Annotated in this window: 14 protein-coding genes; 12 read left to right on the plus strand and 2 right to left on the minus strand. The window is 38.2% G+C overall.

Annotation, left to right across the window (positions count from 1 at the left end):
* Positions 1 to 24 precede the first annotated feature (24 nt).
* The 10 genes from ABS768_RS12310 (at position 25) to tsf (ending at position 12,857) form a co-directional block, all read left to right on the plus strand.
* Complete coding sequence (locus ABS768_RS12310) at positions 25 to 3,102, plus strand: SusC/RagA family TonB-linked outer membrane protein (RefSeq protein WP_408075261.1); 3,078 nt, start codon at positions 25 to 27, stop codon at positions 3,100 to 3,102.
* Positions 3,103 to 3,122: 20 nt separating this feature from the next.
* Positions 3,123 to 4,670 carry a RagB/SusD family nutrient uptake outer membrane protein gene (locus ABS768_RS12315; protein WP_408075262.1) on the plus strand — a complete coding sequence of 516 codons (1,548 nt, stop codon included), beginning with the start codon at positions 3,123 to 3,125 and terminating at the stop codon, positions 4,668 to 4,670.
* Between the two features lie 16 nt (positions 4,671 to 4,686).
* Entirely contained in the window at positions 4,687 to 5,793 is a 1,107-nt protein-coding gene (locus ABS768_RS12320; protein ID WP_408075263.1) for a SusE domain-containing protein, read from the plus strand.
* Between the two features lie 52 nt (positions 5,794 to 5,845).
* Positions 5,846 to 8,713, plus strand: coding sequence for an alpha-amylase family glycosyl hydrolase (locus ABS768_RS12325; protein WP_408075264.1), 2,868 nt, complete (start codon positions 5,846 to 5,848; stop codon positions 8,711 to 8,713).
* 135 nt (positions 8,714 to 8,848) lie between these two features.
* Positions 8,849 to 9,394 (plus strand): hypothetical protein, encoded by a 546-nt coding sequence (locus ABS768_RS12330; protein WP_408075265.1) that lies wholly within the window; start codon positions 8,849 to 8,851, stop codon positions 9,392 to 9,394.
* 41 nt (positions 9,395 to 9,435) lie between these two features.
* Positions 9,436 to 9,999 carry a hypothetical protein gene (locus tag ABS768_RS12335; protein WP_408075266.1) on the plus strand — a complete coding sequence of 188 codons (564 nt, stop codon included), beginning with the start codon at positions 9,436 to 9,438 and terminating at the stop codon, positions 9,997 to 9,999.
* A gap of 170 nt (positions 10,000 to 10,169) precedes the next feature.
* A complete protein-coding gene (gene rplM, locus ABS768_RS12340) occupies positions 10,170 to 10,625 on the plus strand; it encodes a 50S ribosomal protein L13 (RefSeq protein WP_408075267.1) in 456 nt (151 codons plus the stop codon).
* Complete coding sequence (rpsI, locus tag ABS768_RS12345) at positions 10,626 to 11,012, plus strand: 30S ribosomal protein S9 (protein WP_035135990.1); 387 nt, start codon at positions 10,626 to 10,628, stop codon at positions 11,010 to 11,012. It abuts the gene before it with no gap.
* Between the two features lie 158 nt (positions 11,013 to 11,170).
* On the plus strand, positions 11,171 to 11,929 hold the full coding sequence (gene rpsB / locus ABS768_RS12350) for a 30S ribosomal protein S2 (protein WP_408075268.1): 759 nt from the start codon (positions 11,171 to 11,173) through the stop codon (positions 11,927 to 11,929).
* Between the two features lie 103 nt (positions 11,930 to 12,032).
* Entirely contained in the window at positions 12,033 to 12,857 is an 825-nt protein-coding gene (gene tsf, locus ABS768_RS12355) for a translation elongation factor Ts (RefSeq protein WP_408075269.1), read from the plus strand.
* Positions 12,858 to 12,927: 70 nt separating this feature from the next.
* On the opposite strand, the gene ABS768_RS12360 is transcribed toward tsf, so the two are convergent.
* Positions 12,928 to 13,509 (minus strand): hypothetical protein, encoded by a 582-nt coding sequence (locus ABS768_RS12360; RefSeq protein ID WP_408075270.1) that lies wholly within the window; start codon positions 13,507 to 13,509, stop codon positions 12,928 to 12,930.
* Between the two features lie 70 nt (positions 13,510 to 13,579).
* On the minus strand, positions 13,580 to 14,674 hold the full coding sequence (gene ald, locus ABS768_RS12365) for an alanine dehydrogenase (protein WP_408075271.1): 1,095 nt from the start codon (positions 14,672 to 14,674) through the stop codon (positions 13,580 to 13,582).
* 189 nt (positions 14,675 to 14,863) lie between these two features.
* Between ald and ABS768_RS12370 the strand changes: the two genes are divergently transcribed.
* Together ABS768_RS12370 and ABS768_RS12375 are read left to right on the plus strand one after the other, a co-directional pair.
* The gene (locus ABS768_RS12370; protein ID WP_408075272.1) at positions 14,864 to 15,517 is read left to right on the plus strand and encodes a queuosine precursor transporter; all 654 of its coding nucleotides are present in this window, start codon (positions 14,864 to 14,866) and stop codon (positions 15,515 to 15,517) included.
* A 99-nt stretch (positions 15,518 to 15,616) separates the two neighbouring features.
* Positions 15,617 to 19,312, plus strand: coding sequence for a TraB/GumN family protein (locus ABS768_RS12375; RefSeq protein WP_408075273.1), 3,696 nt, complete (start codon positions 15,617 to 15,619; stop codon positions 19,310 to 19,312).
* The last annotated feature ends 1 nt before the right edge of the window (position 19,313 follow it).

The raw sequence follows: 19,313 nt of genomic DNA on the forward strand, positions 1-19,313 counted from the left end.
ACAAAATTAACCCAAACAAATTGTATGAGAACAACGTATAAAAAGTTATTGCTTTTATTACTACTGTTACCATTTAGCGTACTGGCTCAGAGTACTTTATCCGGAACTGTAAGTGATAATGCAACCGGGGAACCACTCCCTGGAGTTAATGTAATTGTTGAGGGTACAACTAACGGTGTCGCAACAAACATAGACGGTAAGTATTCATTGTCTGATGTTAAGAGCGGAGACATTATTGTATTCAGCTTTATCGGTTATGCCGATCAGGTTTTACAATACAATGGAGAAGCGACCTTAAATGTTGTACTACAGGAAGATTCCACTCAACTTGAAGAGGTAGTAGTTATAGGTTATGGTACTACTACCAAAAAAGATGCTACTGGTGCTTTAACCACCGTAACTTCTAAAGACTTTACCAAAGGTGCTGTTATGAGTTCTGACCAGCTTATTGTTGGTAAAGCTCCCGGTGTAAGGATTACCAATGCAGGTGGTGCGCCAGACTCGGCACCAAATATCAGGATTAGGGGCGGAAGTTCGCTTTCGGCAAACAACAACCCTCTTATCATTATAGATGGTGTGCCTATTGATAATGTTAACCCTGCCGGTGTGAACAATCCTTTATCACTTGTTAACCCTAACGATGTAGAATCGTTTACCATACTTAAAGATGCTTCGGCAACTGCTATTTATGGGTCGAGGGCTTCTAACGGTGTAATTATCATTACTACTAAAAAAGGTACTTCAGGAGCACCTAAATTCAATTACTCATCGTATGTAGCTATAGGTAAAGCTAATGACCTTGTTAATATGATGGACAGCTCTTCTTTCGTTAGGTTTATACAGGAATACCATCCTGACTACACTAACTATCTTGGTGTTGATGACCCAACTACCGATGCGGTAGATGACCCAAACACTCCTGGTATTGAAGGACGCAGAATATATGACACTAACTGGCAGAAAGAGATTTTAAGAACTTCTATCTCTACAGATCATAACTTTAGTGCCAGCGCTAACCTTTTTGGAAAAGTACCGTTTAGAGTATCTATTGGTTATACCAAAAACGAAGGTGTAGTTAAAACAAATGACTACGAGCGTTATACTACAACTTTAAAATTCAGCCCTACTTTTTTTGACGATCATTTAAAAGTAGACGTTAACGCTAAAGGTTTCTGGATTGACAAAAACACTGTAGATGAAGGTGGTGCCATAGGTGGTGCTCTTAACATGGATCCTACAAAACCAATTTATGCCGATAGTGACATAAACAACTTTGGAGGATACTACCAAAATACAACTAATGCTAACCCACTTGATTTTGATGGCCAGTACAACCCGGTAAACCTTTTACAGGAAAGAAGAAGGCCTGAAGTGGTTAACAAATTTATTGGTAACGCACAGTTTGACTACAAAATGCATTTTTTACCTGAGTTAAGAGCAATTGTGAACTTAGGTGCTGAAGCATCAAGAGCTAAAATACTGGAGCAGTACAGTGATATTGCTTTTGCGACTTACCAGTATGATAATGTAAACGACACTTATATATTTAACCCGGGTGCTAATTACAGAGAGTCACAACATATTACAAACAAAACTTTAGATTCATACCTTGCCTATACCAAAAACTTTTCAGGGTTCTTAACCCGAATTGATGCTCAGGCAGGTTACTCATACCAAAGCTTTGTAAATGATGGTTATAAAACGATTTATCAGTACAACGCTCAAACAGGTGTAAGAGAAGTAAGAGAAAACGAATCTAATCCTCAAAACAGGTATTACAACAAAATGGTACTGGAATCATTCTTTGGTCGTGCTAATGTTGACTTATTAGATAAATACCTGTTTACGTTCACTTTAAGGGCAGATGGTTCTTCACTATTCCGTAAAGACAAACGTTGGGGTTATTTCCCTGCTGCCGGTGCTGCATGGAGAATTACCGACGAAGATTTCCTTAAAGATAACAAAACTATCAGAAACCTTAAACTTCGTTTAGGTTATGGTATTACAGGTCAGCAGGATATTACAGGAATCGGAGGTTTCTATCCTAGTTCGGCTATCTTTAGCCCTGGTGATCCAAACAGTCAATACCTACCGGGCACAAGCACTTACAGTGCCAACCCATTTAACGATCAGTTAACTTGGGAAAAAACCACTACCTATAACATAGGTTTGGATTTTGATTTGTTTAACAACAGCCTTCTTTCAGGTAGTGTTGAACTATACAAAAGAAATACAGATGACCTTCTGGTAAGATCTACAGTACCTCCGGGACAGTACCTTACTAACGAGATTACTCAAAATGTAGGTTCTATGGAAAACAAAGGTGTGGAAGTTGGTTTAACATTAAGACCAATTGTAACTCAGGATATTACTTGGGAAGTATCAGGTAACTTCGCTTACAACATTGGTGAGGTAACAAACCTTAAAGATGTCAGCATGATTAATGCTGATGAGTCGGGCCTTCCGGTACAAACAGGTGTAAGAGTAGCGCGCCACGCGGTAGGTCAACAACCTTATTCTGCATGGGTATTTGAACAGCTTTATGATGCATCCGGCAGCCCTATTGTTGGTGCGTTTAAAGACCGTAACGGCGATGGTGTAATCACTAACGATGATAGATATTTTAAAGCGTTAAGACCTAACTGGACTTATGGTTTCAGCACTAACTTTACTTACAAAAACCTTGACTTTGCAGCTAGTTTCCACGGACAGGCAGACGGACAGGTTTACAACTCTGCAAAACTTGTAGGAGGATGGGTAAACAGGGCGTTACCTAATAACACAAACAGCCTTAACAACGTAATTAACTTTTATGAAGGAGCGGCAGATCCAAGCTTTACAACCATCCAAGGTAATATTCCTTTATCAGACTACTACCTTGAAAACGCGAGCTTCCTGAGATGTGATAACATCACAGTGGGTTACCGTATTAACAACATCATAAAAGACGGACAGGGGTCATTAAGACTTTATGCAGCAGTTAACAACGTATTCCTTGTTACTAACTACTCAGGCCAGGATCCGGAGAACTTTAATGCAATTGATAACAATTTCTATCCGAGACCAAGAATTTACAGCGTAGGCTTAAATTTTGACTTCTAATCAAAAAAATTATTATGAACATGAGAAAACTAAATAAAAAGATAATTCTTGGAATGAGTGCCATGGTACTGCTATTCTCTTCATGTACTGATGATTTGAATACAGAGCCTAAGGTAGAATTATCTATAGAGAACCTGCTTGCACAGGACCCTAACGCTATAGAAGGGCTACTGTCTAAAATGTATGGTACCTTTGCACTTTCGGGACCTAACGGACCGGGAAGTTCAGATATTACAGGGCCAGACCCGGGTGAAACGGCTTTCCTTAGAAGTATTATTAACCTTCAGGACTTTACCGCGGACGATATGAAAAACCGTTGGGGTGACGATGGTCTTGACCAGTTAACTACTACCTCAAACTGGGATCCTAACAACAAATTCTTTAAATACCTTTATGACAGGGTATATTACATAGTACCACAAACAACAAATATCATTAAGGTACTTGACGGTGTAGATGTAGATAACGAAGCACAAATTGTGGGTGAGTTGCGTTTCATCAGATCGTTAGCTTATTACTACATGATAGACTGTTTTGGTAAAGGTGTTATTGTAAACGAAAGTAACTATGGAGAGACTTCTCCGCTAAACGAGTCTACAAGAACAGAACTTTTTGAATTTGTAGAACAGGAACTTTTAGCTATCGAAGATATCCTTCCTGAAACTAACAGCTATGGTAGAGCAAACAAAGCTACTGCACAAATGCTTTTAGCTAAGCTTTACCTTAATGCAGAAGTTTATACAGGTACACAACGTTATAATGATGCGCTTACTTATACTGTAAAGGTTATTGATGCAGGTTATACACTTGCTCCTAATTTTGTAAGTCTGTTCTCAGGTGATAATGATACCAGTACAGAAATAATTTTCCCTCTGATTGCCGATCCGGTAGTGAGCCAGAGTTATGGTAACACTACTTATATAGTTAACGGTTCTCTTAGTACAGAGACTATGAACATACTTGATTTTGGAGCTACCGATGCCTGGACAGGACACAGGGCTACAAAAGCTTGGTATGGCCTTTATGGCGATCTTGAAACATCATCAGATGACAGGGCACAACTGTTCTGGACACAAGGCCACAATTATGAAATGGAAGATTATAAAACATGGGCAGATGGTTATCCGTCAATTAAGTTCAGGAATACAAACTTTAATGGTCCGTCTACAGCTACCAGCTTCTCTGGTACTGATTTTCCGCTGTTCAGACTTGCCGATGCTTACCTAATGTATGCCGAATGCACACTAAGAGGTGCTGCAGGAGGTTCTGCCAGCCAGGCTTTAACCTATGTTAATCTGGTAAGAGAACGTTCGCATGCTACTGCAATATCTGCAGGAGAGCTTGATTTAGATTTTATTCTTGACGAAAGAGCAAGAGAGCTTAACCTTGAAGGACACAGAAGAACAGACCTTATCCGTTTTGGCAAATTTACAGGTGGTACTTACCTGTGGCCATGGAAAGGTAACACACTAAACGGTACATCAATACCGTCTACATACAAGCTGTTCCCTATCCCTCAAAGTGCCCTACAGGCAAACGTTAACCTAACACAAAACCCAGGCTACTAATTTAAAATTGAACACGATGAAAAAAATATTTAACTTTTCTGTCCTTGCTTTATTGTTCATGTCGGTATTGTCATGTTCAAGCGATGATGATATTACGATTGTTGAATCAGACTCTGCTCCGGTACTTATCTCTCCGGAAGACGGCAGCAGCATTACTTTAACAGAAGACCTTGCAGATAACCCTGCACTTACACTAGTATGGGATCACAGCGTTTATACTGTAGATACTGAGATTGACTATACTATCGAAATGGCTGTTTCAGGAACTGACTTTGCTGCTCCTGCAATTGCCGGTACTACTACTACAAAGGTGTACTCATTAAATGTAGCAGAACTTAACACTATTGCCATTAACTTAGGTTTAGAACCTTTTGTACAAGGTAGTGTAGATGTAAGAGTTACTTCATCACTTGGTGATAATGCAGACCTTGCTATGGTTTCTAATGTTATCTCCTTAAATATTACTCCTTATGTTACTATAGAGCCGGAAGACCCGCAGTTATTTTTTGTTGGTGCTCCTCAGGCTTACTACGGCCTTAATGCATGGGACAACACTACAGCAATACCTATGAGATATATTGGCGATGGTACTACTATGGTATTTGAAGCTTATGTAAAAGTTGGTGCTGCAGACGGATTTAAATTCATTGGTGTACAGGGAAGTTGGGACGATGGTAACTATGGTACTGTAGGTGGTGCTCAGGATGGTAACCTTGAAAACTCAGGAGGCAGCAGCGATATTAAAGTTGCCGAAACTGATGGTGATGGTTTCTACTATGTATGGGTAGACATTGACAATCTTGAATATAAAGCCATTAAAATGGACTGGGGTATTATAGGTAGTGCTACTGCAAACGGATGGGATGGCGAAACTGCTATGACTTACGACTTTGAGAATAACAAATATACTATTGCTGCTACACTTACGGAAGGTGAAATGAAATTCAGATCTTCTAACACAGGTAACTTTATAGCGGGTGACGCATGGAAGTTTAACGTTGGTAACAGTGACCCAATGGTTACTTACGATCCGGGTGCTCCAAACTTCTCTGTTAGTGCAGGAAGTTACAACATAGAATTCTCTCTAGACTTCGTTGGTACAGCAACTGTATCAGGACTATAATAATTACTTTAAAAAAGGGCTGTTTTCACAGCCCTTTTTATCTTTTTATAATATGAAAAAAATTACTCAGCTATTATTTTTATTAACCGCTTCAATAGGCTTTGCACAACAGCAAAATGTTACCTATTCGGTTTCGCCTTCAGAGTTCAATGAAGATGATTCTATAACCATCACCATTGAAGGCTCAAGTGTAAACGAAGCCACATGGAACATTACTGATAATGCATTGTACTTATGGGCGTGGTCGTACGACCTAAACGATGAAAACTCTATGGACTGCCCCACAAATGGTTCATGGGACAACTCGGGTGAAGCAAACAAATTCACTTACAACTCGGGAGATGATACTTATACCCTAAGCTTTGTGCCCACTACTTTTTATAACAGAACAGGTATAGGCTCTATCGGGTTTCTTATAAAAGCTAAAGACGGTAACGGTGACAAAAAATCTCAGGATATCACTGTACAGGTAGGTGCCTTTGAGGTAAACCTTACCTCCCCTGCCAATAACAGCAGTACCATACTAACATCGGGCAGTGATTTTGATATTGTTGCTACTAATACAGGTGGTGAGGCCGATTACGAACTGTTTGCTAACGGCGTTAGCATAAATTCGGCTACAGGAGTAAGCACTTATACTTATACCGACACTAATATTACCGAGATTAAAAACTACGAACTGGTAGTAACCCATAATGCTAATAGTATTAGCAAAACATTTACGGTTATTGTTAATCCGGGAACTGTTGAAGAGGCAATGCCTCAGGATTATGAAGACGGAATTACCTATAACATCGCTGATGCTACAAAAGCCGTACTGGTTTTAGATGCACCTTTTAAAGACTTTGTATATGTGGCAGGTAGCTTTAATAACTGGCAGCCTACATCGGCTTATGCCATGAAAAAAGACACTGATTCGGGTAAATTCTGGTTAGAGCTTAATGGTCTTACCGAAGGTGAAGTATACACTTATCAGTACTGGGTAGTAGCTGAAGCTCCGATTGCAGGCTCTCCTGAACTGGTTAAAACTGCCGACCCATATTCTACACTGGTACTTTCACCTTATGACGACCCTTACATTCCGGCATCCTCTTACCCTAACCTTCCGGCTTACCCTGCCGGACAGGAAAGAGAAGTAACTGTACTGCAAACTGGTCAGGAAGAATACGACTGGCAGGTTACCGATTTTGTAAAACCTAAAAAAGAAGACCTTATTATATATGAGGTGCTTGTTAGGGATTTTGATTCAGACAGAAACTATCAGGACCTGATAGACAAAATAGATTACTTTAAAAACCTGCATATTAATGCAATCGAGCTAATGCCGGTTATGGAGTTTGAAGGTAACGAAAGCTGGGGTTACAACACCTCTTTTCATATGGCCACCGATAAGTTTTACGGCCCTTCCGATAAGCTTAAGGAGTTTATAGACCTTTGCCACCAAAACGGTATCGCCGTTATACTGGACGTTGCCCTAAACCATGCTTTTGGCCGCAACCCTATGGTTAGAATGTGGATGGACGACCCTGACGGTGACGGCTGGGGCGGACCAAGTACCGAAAATCCTTATTTCAACGTTGAGGCTAAACATTCTTATAATGTAGGTAATGATTTTAACCACCAGCAACCCAGAACTCAAAACTATGTAAGAAGAGTTGTAAAACACTGGATAGAGGAGTTCCATATTGATGGTTTCCGTTGGGATCTTACCAAAGGGTTTACGCAAAACTGTAGCCCTAACGATGAAGCCTGCACCAATGCTTACCAACAGGACAGGGTGGATATACTTAAAGAGTATGCTGATTACTCCTGGAGTCTTGACCCTACACACTATACTATTTTTGAACACTTAGGTACAGATGCCGAAGAGCAGGAATGGGCTAACTACAAAGTAGACGAAGGAAAAGGTGTAATGATGTGGGGTATTATGAATGCTCCTTACAACCAGCTTACTATGGGATATGCTGATAACTCTAACATCAATCGTGTGGGAAGTAATAGCCGTGGTTTTACAGGTAAGAGACTTGTAGGTTATGCCGAAAGCCACGACGAGGAAAGAATAATGTTTAAGAATCTGGAATACGGTAACAGCAACAACCCATCTCATAATGTAAAAGACCTTAACATAGCGCTTAAACGTATGAGAACTATGGGTGCTGTACTTATTCCGGTACCGGGGCCTAAAATGATATGGCATTTTGGAGACCTGGGTTGGGAATACTCTATATTTACGTGTAACGACGGCAGCGTAAACATGCCCGGCGGAGATGACGGCGACTGTAAGCTAGACACCAAACCACAACCGCAATGGAATGAAGGTTGGCTAAACGATGTAGAACGTCAAAAAGTATACTATACATGGGGCAAACTTAATTACCTGAAGACACAGGAAGATGTGTTTGAAGGCGATTATGCCATTACCCCTTCATCAGGAACATCGCTTACTCCTAAAATACATATATGGAACGATGCACTTGCTGATACCGAACTTAAGGACGTAGTTATCATATCTAACTTTAACGTAACCGATCAGGAAATAGACCCTGCTTTCCCTTATACAGGTACATGGTACAACCTATTGGACAATTCTGAAATAGAAGTTACCAATGTAAATGCTGCTATAAGCATACCTGCAGGTGATTTCAGGATATACGGTAACAAACAGGCAGAACTGGGTACAGAAGATTTCACTACTCAAAATGTAGTACTATACCCTAACCCGGCTACTACACAATTTACTATTAATACAGATGTAAGTCGTGTAGAGATATACAGCATTACAGGTCAGCTTGTAAAAACATTTGCCGCCACTCAGGCATTTAACCTATATGATATAAGCACGCTGTCTAAAGGGCTGTACATTGTTAATGTAACAGACACAGACAGTAACCATAAAACATTAAAATTGGTTAAAGATTAATTTGAGTGAGTTTTAGTTAAGTTTCTCAAAGCCTCCTGTTCTAACAGGAGGCTTTTTGTTATAGTAATCATAAAGAAATGTGAAAAACAAAATTTGTGCGGTAATTTTGCGTTCCTATTTGAAATGAAAATGACAATGAGAATTAACAAAATCGTTCTTTTACTGCTAACAGCAGTATTATTTATTCAGTGTGACACCGTAAACAGTGTTTTTGGCGGTAACTCCAAATCATCATCAAGATCTAAAACTTCCAAAACCAGATCCAAAACAAGCACATCAGGCTCCCGTGCCCATTATAACATACAGTACAGGGACGACTTCCTTTCGGTATCCGACAGGGAGAAGCAAAATATACTTAAGGAGTCAAAAGCTACCGAAGACCAGTACTCACTATTGGTTTTCACCAAAAACTTTAAAGGGGAGAAAATCGTGGTTACCTCTCAGGAAAAAAGACTTTTTAGCGGTTATCTTATCTCAAATATAAAAACAGGATATGCCGATAAACTTACAATAGACAATACTAAAAATGTAAAAGTATATGACAATCTTACCAAAAAAGAGATTGTGATAGACAGCAAAGAGGCTAAAAAACACAAATTCATCTATCTCCAAAAAGACAATTCCAACAAAGAGAGTCCTTTTATTCTGATTTACAGTAATACTCTAAGACCTCTGGATTAGTTTTAATTTCATTAGATTTATGCACAACAAGCATAAATCTAATGAAATACAAAGAGATTATTAAAGAAACACAAGATTCTCTATCAAAGTTATCTGAGCAGCTAAACAACATTGAGATAAAAGAAAAATATGAGTTTGAAATTCAGTCACATGAGTTTTATGAGTTTCAAGATAAATCAAAGTTAAATAGCATAACAGCAAATTTCTCTCCACCGCTTATATACACTATTGATATTACAGACTCTTACAAACTTCAAGAATTACTAAAAAAATATCAAAATAGACCTCATGGATTAAAAACTTCTAAATTCAACTATAGGAATAAAGAAGTCCCTGTTCAAAATACGTTATATGTAGGCAGCACCATAAAAAACTTTTATAGTAGGCTAAAGCAACACTTAGGATTAATTGGTAAAAATCTATATAGTATGCATTTATCACGCTGGGATGAACAAATGATCTACACAATCAAAGTAACAGTATATAAGATTAAGAACATAAAAGATCCCGAAATAATAATTACTCAAAACATAGTAGAGGTTATAGAACAACAAATATGGGATAAACTACAACCCGTTTTTGGTAAAAAAAGCGGACAACTATAACTTTTAATATTTCATCAGTTTCATTTTTTTTAACTCTCTGAAAATGAAATATACCACACCTAAAAAAGTGTTTAAATAATTATTTTTATACATATTTGAATTTCTCATAAATAGTTGTACTTTTGCATCCCCTTTATTGGGGATGGAATGTTTAATTAAAATAATTTATTGTGAACACATTAAGCTACAAAACAGTTTCAGCTAACAAGGCTACTGCTCAGAAAGAGTGGATCGTAGTTGATGCTGAAGGTCATAATTTGGGCCGTTTTGCTTCAAAAGTTGCAATGCTTTTAAGAGGTAAATACAAAACAAATTATACACCGCACGTGGACTGTGGAGATAACGTAATCGTTATTAACGCAGAGAAAATCAATCTAACAGGTAACAAGCTGGAGGAAAAAACTTATATCCGCCACACTGGTTACCCTGGAGGTCAGAGAACTTTGACTGCTAAAAACCTACAGGCTAAAAACCCTGCCACTTTAGTAGAAAAAGCTGTAAAAGGAATGCTACCTAAAAACAAATTAGGTGCTGAGCTATTCCGTAATTTAAATGTATATGTAGGTTCAGAGCACAAACATGATGCTCAACAACCTAAAACCGTTAACTTAAACGATCTAAAGTAAATGGCTACTATTCACAAAATCGGTAGAAGAAAAACCGCTGTTGCGCGTGTATACGTTACCGAAGGTACAGGTAAAATTACCGTTAACAAAAAAGAATTCGAAACTTACTTCCCTACTGCAACTTTACAGTACAAAGTAATGCAACCTCTTGCAATGACAGAGAACGCTGCTAACTTTGACGTAAAAGTAAACGTATACGGAGGTGGTATAACAGGACAGGCAGAAGCTGTAAGAATGGCTATCGCAAGAGCAATGTGCGAAGTTGACGCTGAAAACAGAACAATCCTTAAACCGGAAGGTTTACTAACAAGGGATCCAAGAATGGTTGAGCGTAAGAAATTCGGTCAGAAGAAAGCACGTAAGAGATTCCAGTTCTCTAAACGTTAATCTGCTGTTATTACAACAATCAGTTTATTCTTTTTTAAAAAAATTAAAACAAGTTGCTGTTGTCTCTTCTAACAGAGAGTTAGTTTAGCATCTAAATGGATAAGGCCGGAAACGCCACTTAACCATTGCTACTCAACAGAACGTAAACTATTACAAAAATGGCAAATAAAGTAGAAGTTAAAGACTTACTAGAGGCAGGTGTTCACTTTGGACACATGACCAGAAAGTGGAATCCAAACATGGCTCCTTACATCTACATGGAGCGTAACGGTATCCACATTATAAACTTATATAAAACTGCTGCTAAGATTGAAGAAGCTAATGAGGCTCTTAAAAAAATCGCGGCATCAGGAAGAAAAGTATTATTTGTTGCTACTAAAAAGCAAGCAAAAGACATCGTTGCTGAAAAAGCAGCTGCAGCAAACATGCCTTACATCACAGAAAGATGGCCAGGTGGTATGCTAACTAACTTCGTTACTATCAGAAAAGCTGTTAAGAAAATGGCTGCTATTGATAAAATGAAGAAAGATGGTACATTTAATACGCTATCTAAAAAAGAGCGTTTACAGGTAGATCGTCTTCGTGCAAAACTTGAGAAAAACTTAGGTTCAATTGCCGACATGACCAGATTACCAGCTGCACTGTTTGTAGTTGATATTAAAGCTGAACACATCGCAGTAAAAGAAGCACATAAATTAAACATTCCGGTTTTTGCAATGGTAGATACTAACTCTGACCCAAGAGAGGTAGATTACGTAATACCATCTAACGATGATGCTTCAAAATCAATTGACAAAATTTTATCTTTAGTTTCAGGCGCTATCGTTGAAGGACTTTCTGACAGAAAATCTGAAAAAGAAGAGCAGGATGCTGCTGCTGCTAAAGCAGAGGCTCCAAAAGCGGCTACTGAAGAATAAATAATAACATTACAATAAAGTCGTTGTGCTGGTAGATGTTTACTTTTGTAGTCATTATATCAACATAACGACTTTAATTTTAACCTATTAAAATAATTTCAAAATGGCAAATATTACTGCTGCTGACGTAAATAAATTAAGGCAAACTACAGGTGCCGGTATGATGGACTGTAAAAAAGCCCTTGTTGAGGCTGAAGGAGATTTTGACAAAGCGATCGAAATTCTTCGTAAAAAAGGCCAAAAAGTTGCTGCTAACAGAGCTGACAGAGAATCTACTGAAGGTGCTGTTATCGCAGTTGTTAATGCTGATAAAACTGCAGGTGTAGTTATCTCTCTTAACTGTGAGACTGACTTCGTTGCTAAAAACGAATCTTTCGTAAAATTAGCTACAGATCTTGCTGAACTTGCATCAAACTTCAATACTAAAGAAGAATTCCTTGCTGCTCCTTTCGGAAACATCACTGTTGAAGAAAAACTTACTGAGCAAACAGGTGTAATCGGTGAGAAAATCGAAATCGGCTCTTTCGAAAGACTTGAAGGTGCATTTGTAGGTTCTTACATCCACGCTGGTAACAGAATCGCTACTCTTGTAAGCCTTTCTGCTAATGTAGAAGGTGCTGAAGAAGCTGCAAGAAACGTTGCTATGCAGGCTGCTGCTATGGCTCCACTTGCTCTTAACGAAGACGGTATCGATGCTGCAGTAGTTGAGAAAGAAATCGAGATCGCTAAAGATCAGTTACGTCAGGAAGGTAAGCCGGAAGCTATGTTAGATAACATCGCTAAAGGTAAACTTGGCCGTTTCTTTAAAGATAACACTCTTGTTAACCAGGATTACATCAAAGACAGCAAACTAAGCGTAAGCGGTTATGTTAAGTCTGTTGATGCTTCTCTAACTGTAACAGGTTTCAAAAGAGTTGCTCTTGCTTAATTAAAAACAAGCAAACACATATAAAAAAATCCCGATGTTTCCATCGGGATTTTTTGTTATAAAATATACTCTATCCTTTATCACTGTTTCTTAATAAGAAAAAAGTACGTTGCATATATGCTAATTCGCCCAATTTAGCTTTTTTATCTTCGGCGGTTTTCCATAAAATACCATTAATTGCTTTACGGTTTCTTTCAAAAAAATCTAAAGCATAAGTCTCTACCTCATCGTCCGTTAACGGGCAGGCAGCAAGTAAATTAAAAAACCGGTCATAGTTAAGAAAATTTTGCTTTAGCCCCATTTGTTCATCAAGAAAATAAAGCTTCATTTCATCATTCCCCTCCTTAATTACTCTATCACCTATTATACTAAACCAAAAATTTTTAAGATTATCATGATAATCAGGTGCAGTAACTTCTACATCCTTTTTATAGCGCTCCCACAAATCATCAAGCGAAAAGTTCTTTTGATCATACGATTTATAAACTAGTTTACTTCTCGGTATATCACCCTGACCTGACGGCGGATCATCATCATGAATAACATGAACATTTTTAGGGTTTACAGCTTGTACAGGCTCTTGCATCTTATCTTCACTACAGGAAGTAAAAACAAGACATACAACTGAAAACACTAAGGATATTTTTTTCATAAGGCAGGTGTTTTAGTTTTAAATTTAATTTAAAACACTAAATATAAACAACTTACACCTTAAAACCAAATCACACTAAAGGCAAATTAAATGCTTCCAGTAGCTCTTTAGCTACAACCTCACCCTTAACAATACTTAAACCCGAACGTAAGTCGGCATTCTGTTCACAGGCCTTTTCCCATCCCATATTAGCCAGCTTAAGCACATAAGGCAACGTCACATTAGTAAGTGCCAATGTAGAGGTATAAGGTACTGCCCCCGGCATATTGGTTACACAGTAATGCACAATATTATCTATTATAAAAGTAGGATCATCGTGAGTCGTTGGTCTTGTGGTTTCAAAACATCCTCCCTGATCTACAGCAACATCAACCAGCACGGTACCCGGGCGCATATCTTTAAGCATCTCCCTTGTAATCAGGCTAGGCGCTTTGGCTCCCGGTATTAATACCGCCCCAATAATCAGATCATGGTTTTTAATATGCTTCTTTATATTATACACACTCGAAAATTCGGTTACCACATGACTAGGCATTACGTCATTAACATAACGCAGGCGTTTCATGTTAATATCAAGTATGGTTACGTGAGCCCCAAGTCCGGCTGCCATTTTAGCCGCCTGCACCCCTACTACCCCCGCACCAAGTACAAGCACTTTACCCGGAGGCACACCCGGAACACCACCTAAAAGCACACCACGCCCTTTAATAGGTTTTTCAAGATACTTAGCTCCCTGCTGTATAGCCATACGCCCTGCCACCTCACTCATAGGGGTTAATAATGGTAAAGTCCCTTCGGTATCGGTTACAGTTTCATAAGCAATACACACTGCCTTACTGTTAATCATGGCCTCGGTAAGTTCCCTGCTTGATGCAAAGTGAAAATAGGTAAATACGATCTGGTTTTTCTTTACCAGGCTATATTCATATGCTATAGGTTCCTTTACTTTTACAATCATGTCGGTCATTGCATACACAGCCTCGATCGTTTGTAACATATAAGCACCCGTTTCCCGATAGTCATCGTCAGAGAAGCCACTGCCTTCTCCGGCTCCTTCCTGCACAAACACCTGGTGTCCGCAGTTTACCAATTCAAAAACACCCGCCGGCGTAATAGCCACCCGACTCTCATAATTTTTAATCTCCTTAGGAACCCCTATTTTCATATGGTTAAAATTTAAATTCTATCAAATATAATAAACACACCCCCTAAATTTTAAATTAAAACATTTAAAAATAATATAAATAAAAACAACACCCCCAACAAAAATATAAACCAAAACAATCTAAAAGCATAAAATTGGAGAATTAACCACAAAAGCAGTATTTTTGAAAATCCCCTTACAAACTAAACTATGTTACAAACCCGAAAAGACACTATTTTTATAATCCTTGCCGGAATTTTTATAACCAATGCCGTAGTTGCCGAACTTATTGGCGGTAAGCTAATCAACATTGGTCCTTATGTAATGAGTATAGGCATACTGCCGTGGCCTATAGTGTTTTTAACCACCGACCTTATTAACGAATACTTCGGTCGTCAGGGTGTTAAGCGATTATCTTACATAACCGCCGGGCTTATAGCCTATTGTTTTATAGTACTATATTTGGCCTTACAAATACCTGCGGCAAAAGGTTTCAACACAGTTAGCGACGAACAATTTACTGCCGTTTTTGGACAAAGTATGTGGATTATAGTAGGCAGTATTACAGCTTTTTTAGTATCACAGCTAATAGATATTGCCATCTTCCATTTCTTTAAAAAGAAAACAGGCAACAAAATGATTTGGCTTCGTACCACAGGATCTACAGTAATATCACAGCTTTTTGACAGCTTTATAGTACTGGGAATTGCCTTTTGGCTTACCGGAAAAATAGACACTGCCACCTATATCGCTTCGGCCTTCACAGGATATTTTGTAAAACTTATAATAGCAATAGTACTTACTCCGTTAATATATGTGGGCCACGCCTGGATTAGAAAATACATAGAGCCCGAAAAAGAGTAGCACTCAGGCTCTAAGAAAACAGGTGGTTGGACGCAGTATTTTAAAAACTATGCCCTATATTTGATATAGTACTACTTACACCTTAATTTTTTTACAGCCTTGAGAAAACTTGCTTTACTATTACTACTAGCATTTTCCTGCACTCTTTTCGCACAGGAAAAAAAATACCAGAGCCTTTTATGGGAGGTATCGGGCAATGGTCTTACCAAAAAATCATACCTGTACGGCTCCATGCACGTAAGTGATAAGGTGTCCTATCATCTTTCTGACGCTTTTTTCAAACATCTGCTGGATGCCGATATGGTTGCAAATGAAAGCGAACCCTCTACATGGATAGATTTGTATGGTGTTTTATCAAGGGATGGATATGATTATTACGGACAAGGTAAGTTTTACTCAGAATTTTACCTTACCCCTTTAGAAAAAGACAAAATGTATCCGTTATTCTACATGAATAACTTCACTATGAACAACCTTTTGTTCAGAACAAACGAACATCAAAAGGAATATCAGGAAGAAACCTATCTTGATATGTTTATATACCGTACAGGAAGGAAATACAACAAAAAAACCGTAGGACTGGAAGACACCAAAACTTCTATTATCAATGTTATGAATGCCGACATGACTAATACCAAGCCAAAGGAGGAAAACATAATAGCCCTGCAAAAAATATTAAAAAATAACGGCTACGATGAAGCCATGATCAACTTTTATAGGGATAAGGATCTGGACATGATCGATTCATTAACCGTATTATCTGCTCCCGAAGGATACCTAAAAGCCCTTTTGTACGACCGTAATGTGGTTATGGTAAAATCTATAGACAGCCTTGCCCAAAAAGGAAGCCTGTTTGCCGCCGTGGGAGCTGCCCACCTACCGGGCAAAAAAGGTATTATCGAAATGCTTCGTAAAAAAGGATATACCGTTAATCCGGTTTTTGATAATTACACCGAAGAAGGTAAAGCAAAAAAACAGGAAATAGAAGCCTACTTCGTTAAACCAACATATAAGCAATATACATCGCCAGACGGCACCATTAGCCTGCCATTATATAAAGCCGTTATTGAAAATGAAGACAATATAGAATCGCCCGACCTCGCCAATGGCGGATACATCAATGTAAAAAGGCTACCATTACTCGACTTCCTTAAAAAGGACAATAAGCCCTTTAACCACAAGTCACTGGACAGCCTGTTTTATGAAAACATTCCGGGCAAGATTACAGATAAAAAATTCTACACCCAGGACGGTTATGATATTTACGATATAAAGAACGTAACCAAAACCGGCAATACCCAACGCTACAGGTATTATATAACGCCACTTGAAATTATAGTGGTTAGTATGGCAGGTGAGGAAGATTACACACGTAAGTTTGAAAATGATGTGTTTAGTAAAATAACATTAAAACCCATCACATCACAGTGGAAAGACATTACCCCTAACCGTGGTAGTTTTAGCCTTAAAGCCCCATCATATACCATTGTTTACGGCGACAGGGTAAATTCTAAAACTGTCTCTAACATTGAAATGTACTCTTATAACCCTCAGGACAAAGCACATTACTTCCTACTGGAAAGAGCACTTTCGGATAATAATAATCTGGAAAACTCAGTTTTTGAGCTCAAACGTATTCAATATGAGTTTTACAATCAGCTGGACATCGACTCCACACAAACAAAAATGACTGAAACTCCGTTAAGCTTTACATCGGTTTCTGCCATAGGCGATAAAACCATAAAATTAAAATCATTTCTTAAAGGAAGTAAGTACTACCTAATGGGAGCTGTAGGGGCCAATGAAGCCGACAGCAATATGTTTTTTGATTCCTTTGAGTACAAACCCAAAGTATCGGAAACTGAATACAGAGTGTTTAAGGACACAACTGCAGGCTTTGAGGTCGACGTACCTAAACTACAAAACGAGTATTTGGACTTTGTTTCAAAACAGGACTACAGGTACGGTAACGAAAAGAAAAATTACTTTAGAACAAAAGACGAGCATTACAGCTTTAATCTACCTTCAGGACAGGCTGTAAACGTATGGTACCATCAGGATCATAAGTACAAAAAACCACAAAGTATAGACTCCCTTACGGTTAAAATCAGGAAAATGATTACCGGAAGCGATGATGATGAAGAGGAATATGACCCTGAGATTTCATCAATATCAGATCTTTATTTGGGTGGTACCCCTGTCTATTCAAGAAACAGGAATTTTAAAACTGCCTGGGACGGTATAATAGCCCAGGACCCTTTAGTAAAGCACAAAACAGAGATAAAAAACGAAAAAACATCGTTTGACAAAAATACAGGTATATATAAAATGGAAGCCCTTGCTGTAGACAATAAGTCGGAGCAGGCCATAAAATATGCCCTTATTTACAAAAACGGAAAAGGCTACCTTATGAGAACACTGGTAGACAAAGATTACGAAAACAACGATCAACAGTTAGAAAAAATATTCAATTCATTTAGGTTACTACCAGACGAAAATGAAGACATAAACAGTAAAAACAGGCTTGCACTATTTATAGAGGACGCCAAGAGCGAACACGATAGTATCCGTTATTCGGCATTACATTCCGTTTCCAGTCTAACCATAGAAAAAGAAGACCTGCCGGCTCTGGAAAGCTTTATAGATACTTTTGAATTTAAAAAAGACGAAACAGAAGCATTAACTGGTTTGTATGAAAAAATAGGTGAATTGAAGGATAAAAGAGCCATTTCATTCCTTGAAAAACAATATAAAAAAGAAGATGCAAATACTATAACCCAGTTTGCCGTTCTAAAGGCGCTTAACCGTCAAAAATCAGAAGAAGCTTATAGAAAGGTACTGGAACTTATGGAGTACGACCTCCCTATTTCAGACAATAATTATGAACTAACAAGACTTTTCTCCGGCTTCAGTAACAATACTGAAAAAAGCAAAGTACTCTTCCCTGATATATTTCAGTTTTACAGCATAAACGAATACCACGAACCTATATTAAGTTTCACATCAAAGCTTCTGGAAAGCGATGCTGTTAAGGCTAAAAAGCTGAAAAGCTTTAAAAAGATGATACTTACAAATGCTAAACTTGAACTTAAAAGGGTAAAAAGCAGGAAAGACAAACATGAGATAAAAGAATTATATCAGGGCGTACCTGAAACTAAGGAACTGATAGATTATATAACACTGCTATATCCGTTTAGGAACGATAGCAACGTAAAAAGCTTTTTTGACAACGTAAAAAAAACAGATGTTAAGCAGGCTAACTTAGCTATTTCAAAACTTAATATTGACAATGGTATTATTGACAAAAACGAGATTGCATCCCTGCTAAAGGATCAGGAAACGCTGTTTATAACCTACAACAGGCTACATAAAAAGGCCCCGGAACTAACTGAAGGCATATCACATACTGATGTGGCAGCATCGGCTATATTCACAATCAAAGGGCTAAACACCAAAGAAGACTCCTTAATCTTTACAGAAAAAAGAATATTCCCTGTATACAGCCACAAGGCGGAATTTTACTTTTTTAAACTTAAAAACATAAGCGAAGACAAAGACCCTTATGATTATGATCCCGACAAACTGATAGGAATAGCATTTTTACAGGATGAGAAAGGCATTAACCCTACCGCATTTAAAATGATTGCTCCTAAAACAATTATTGACGAGGATGAAATGGAAAACTATTACAAAGAAATGATAGACTCCATTCTGAACGGAGATAAGACAAGGGCAAGCTTCACTAAAGCATCAGAATATAACAGCATGTACGGAGACTACGGTTTCGGTTATTAAC

Origin of the sequence: Flavobacterium rhizophilum (genome assembly GCF_046000485.1) — a bacterium.
GTDB classification, from domain to species: domain Bacteria; phylum Bacteroidota; class Bacteroidia; order Flavobacteriales; family Flavobacteriaceae; genus Flavobacterium; species Flavobacterium rhizophilum.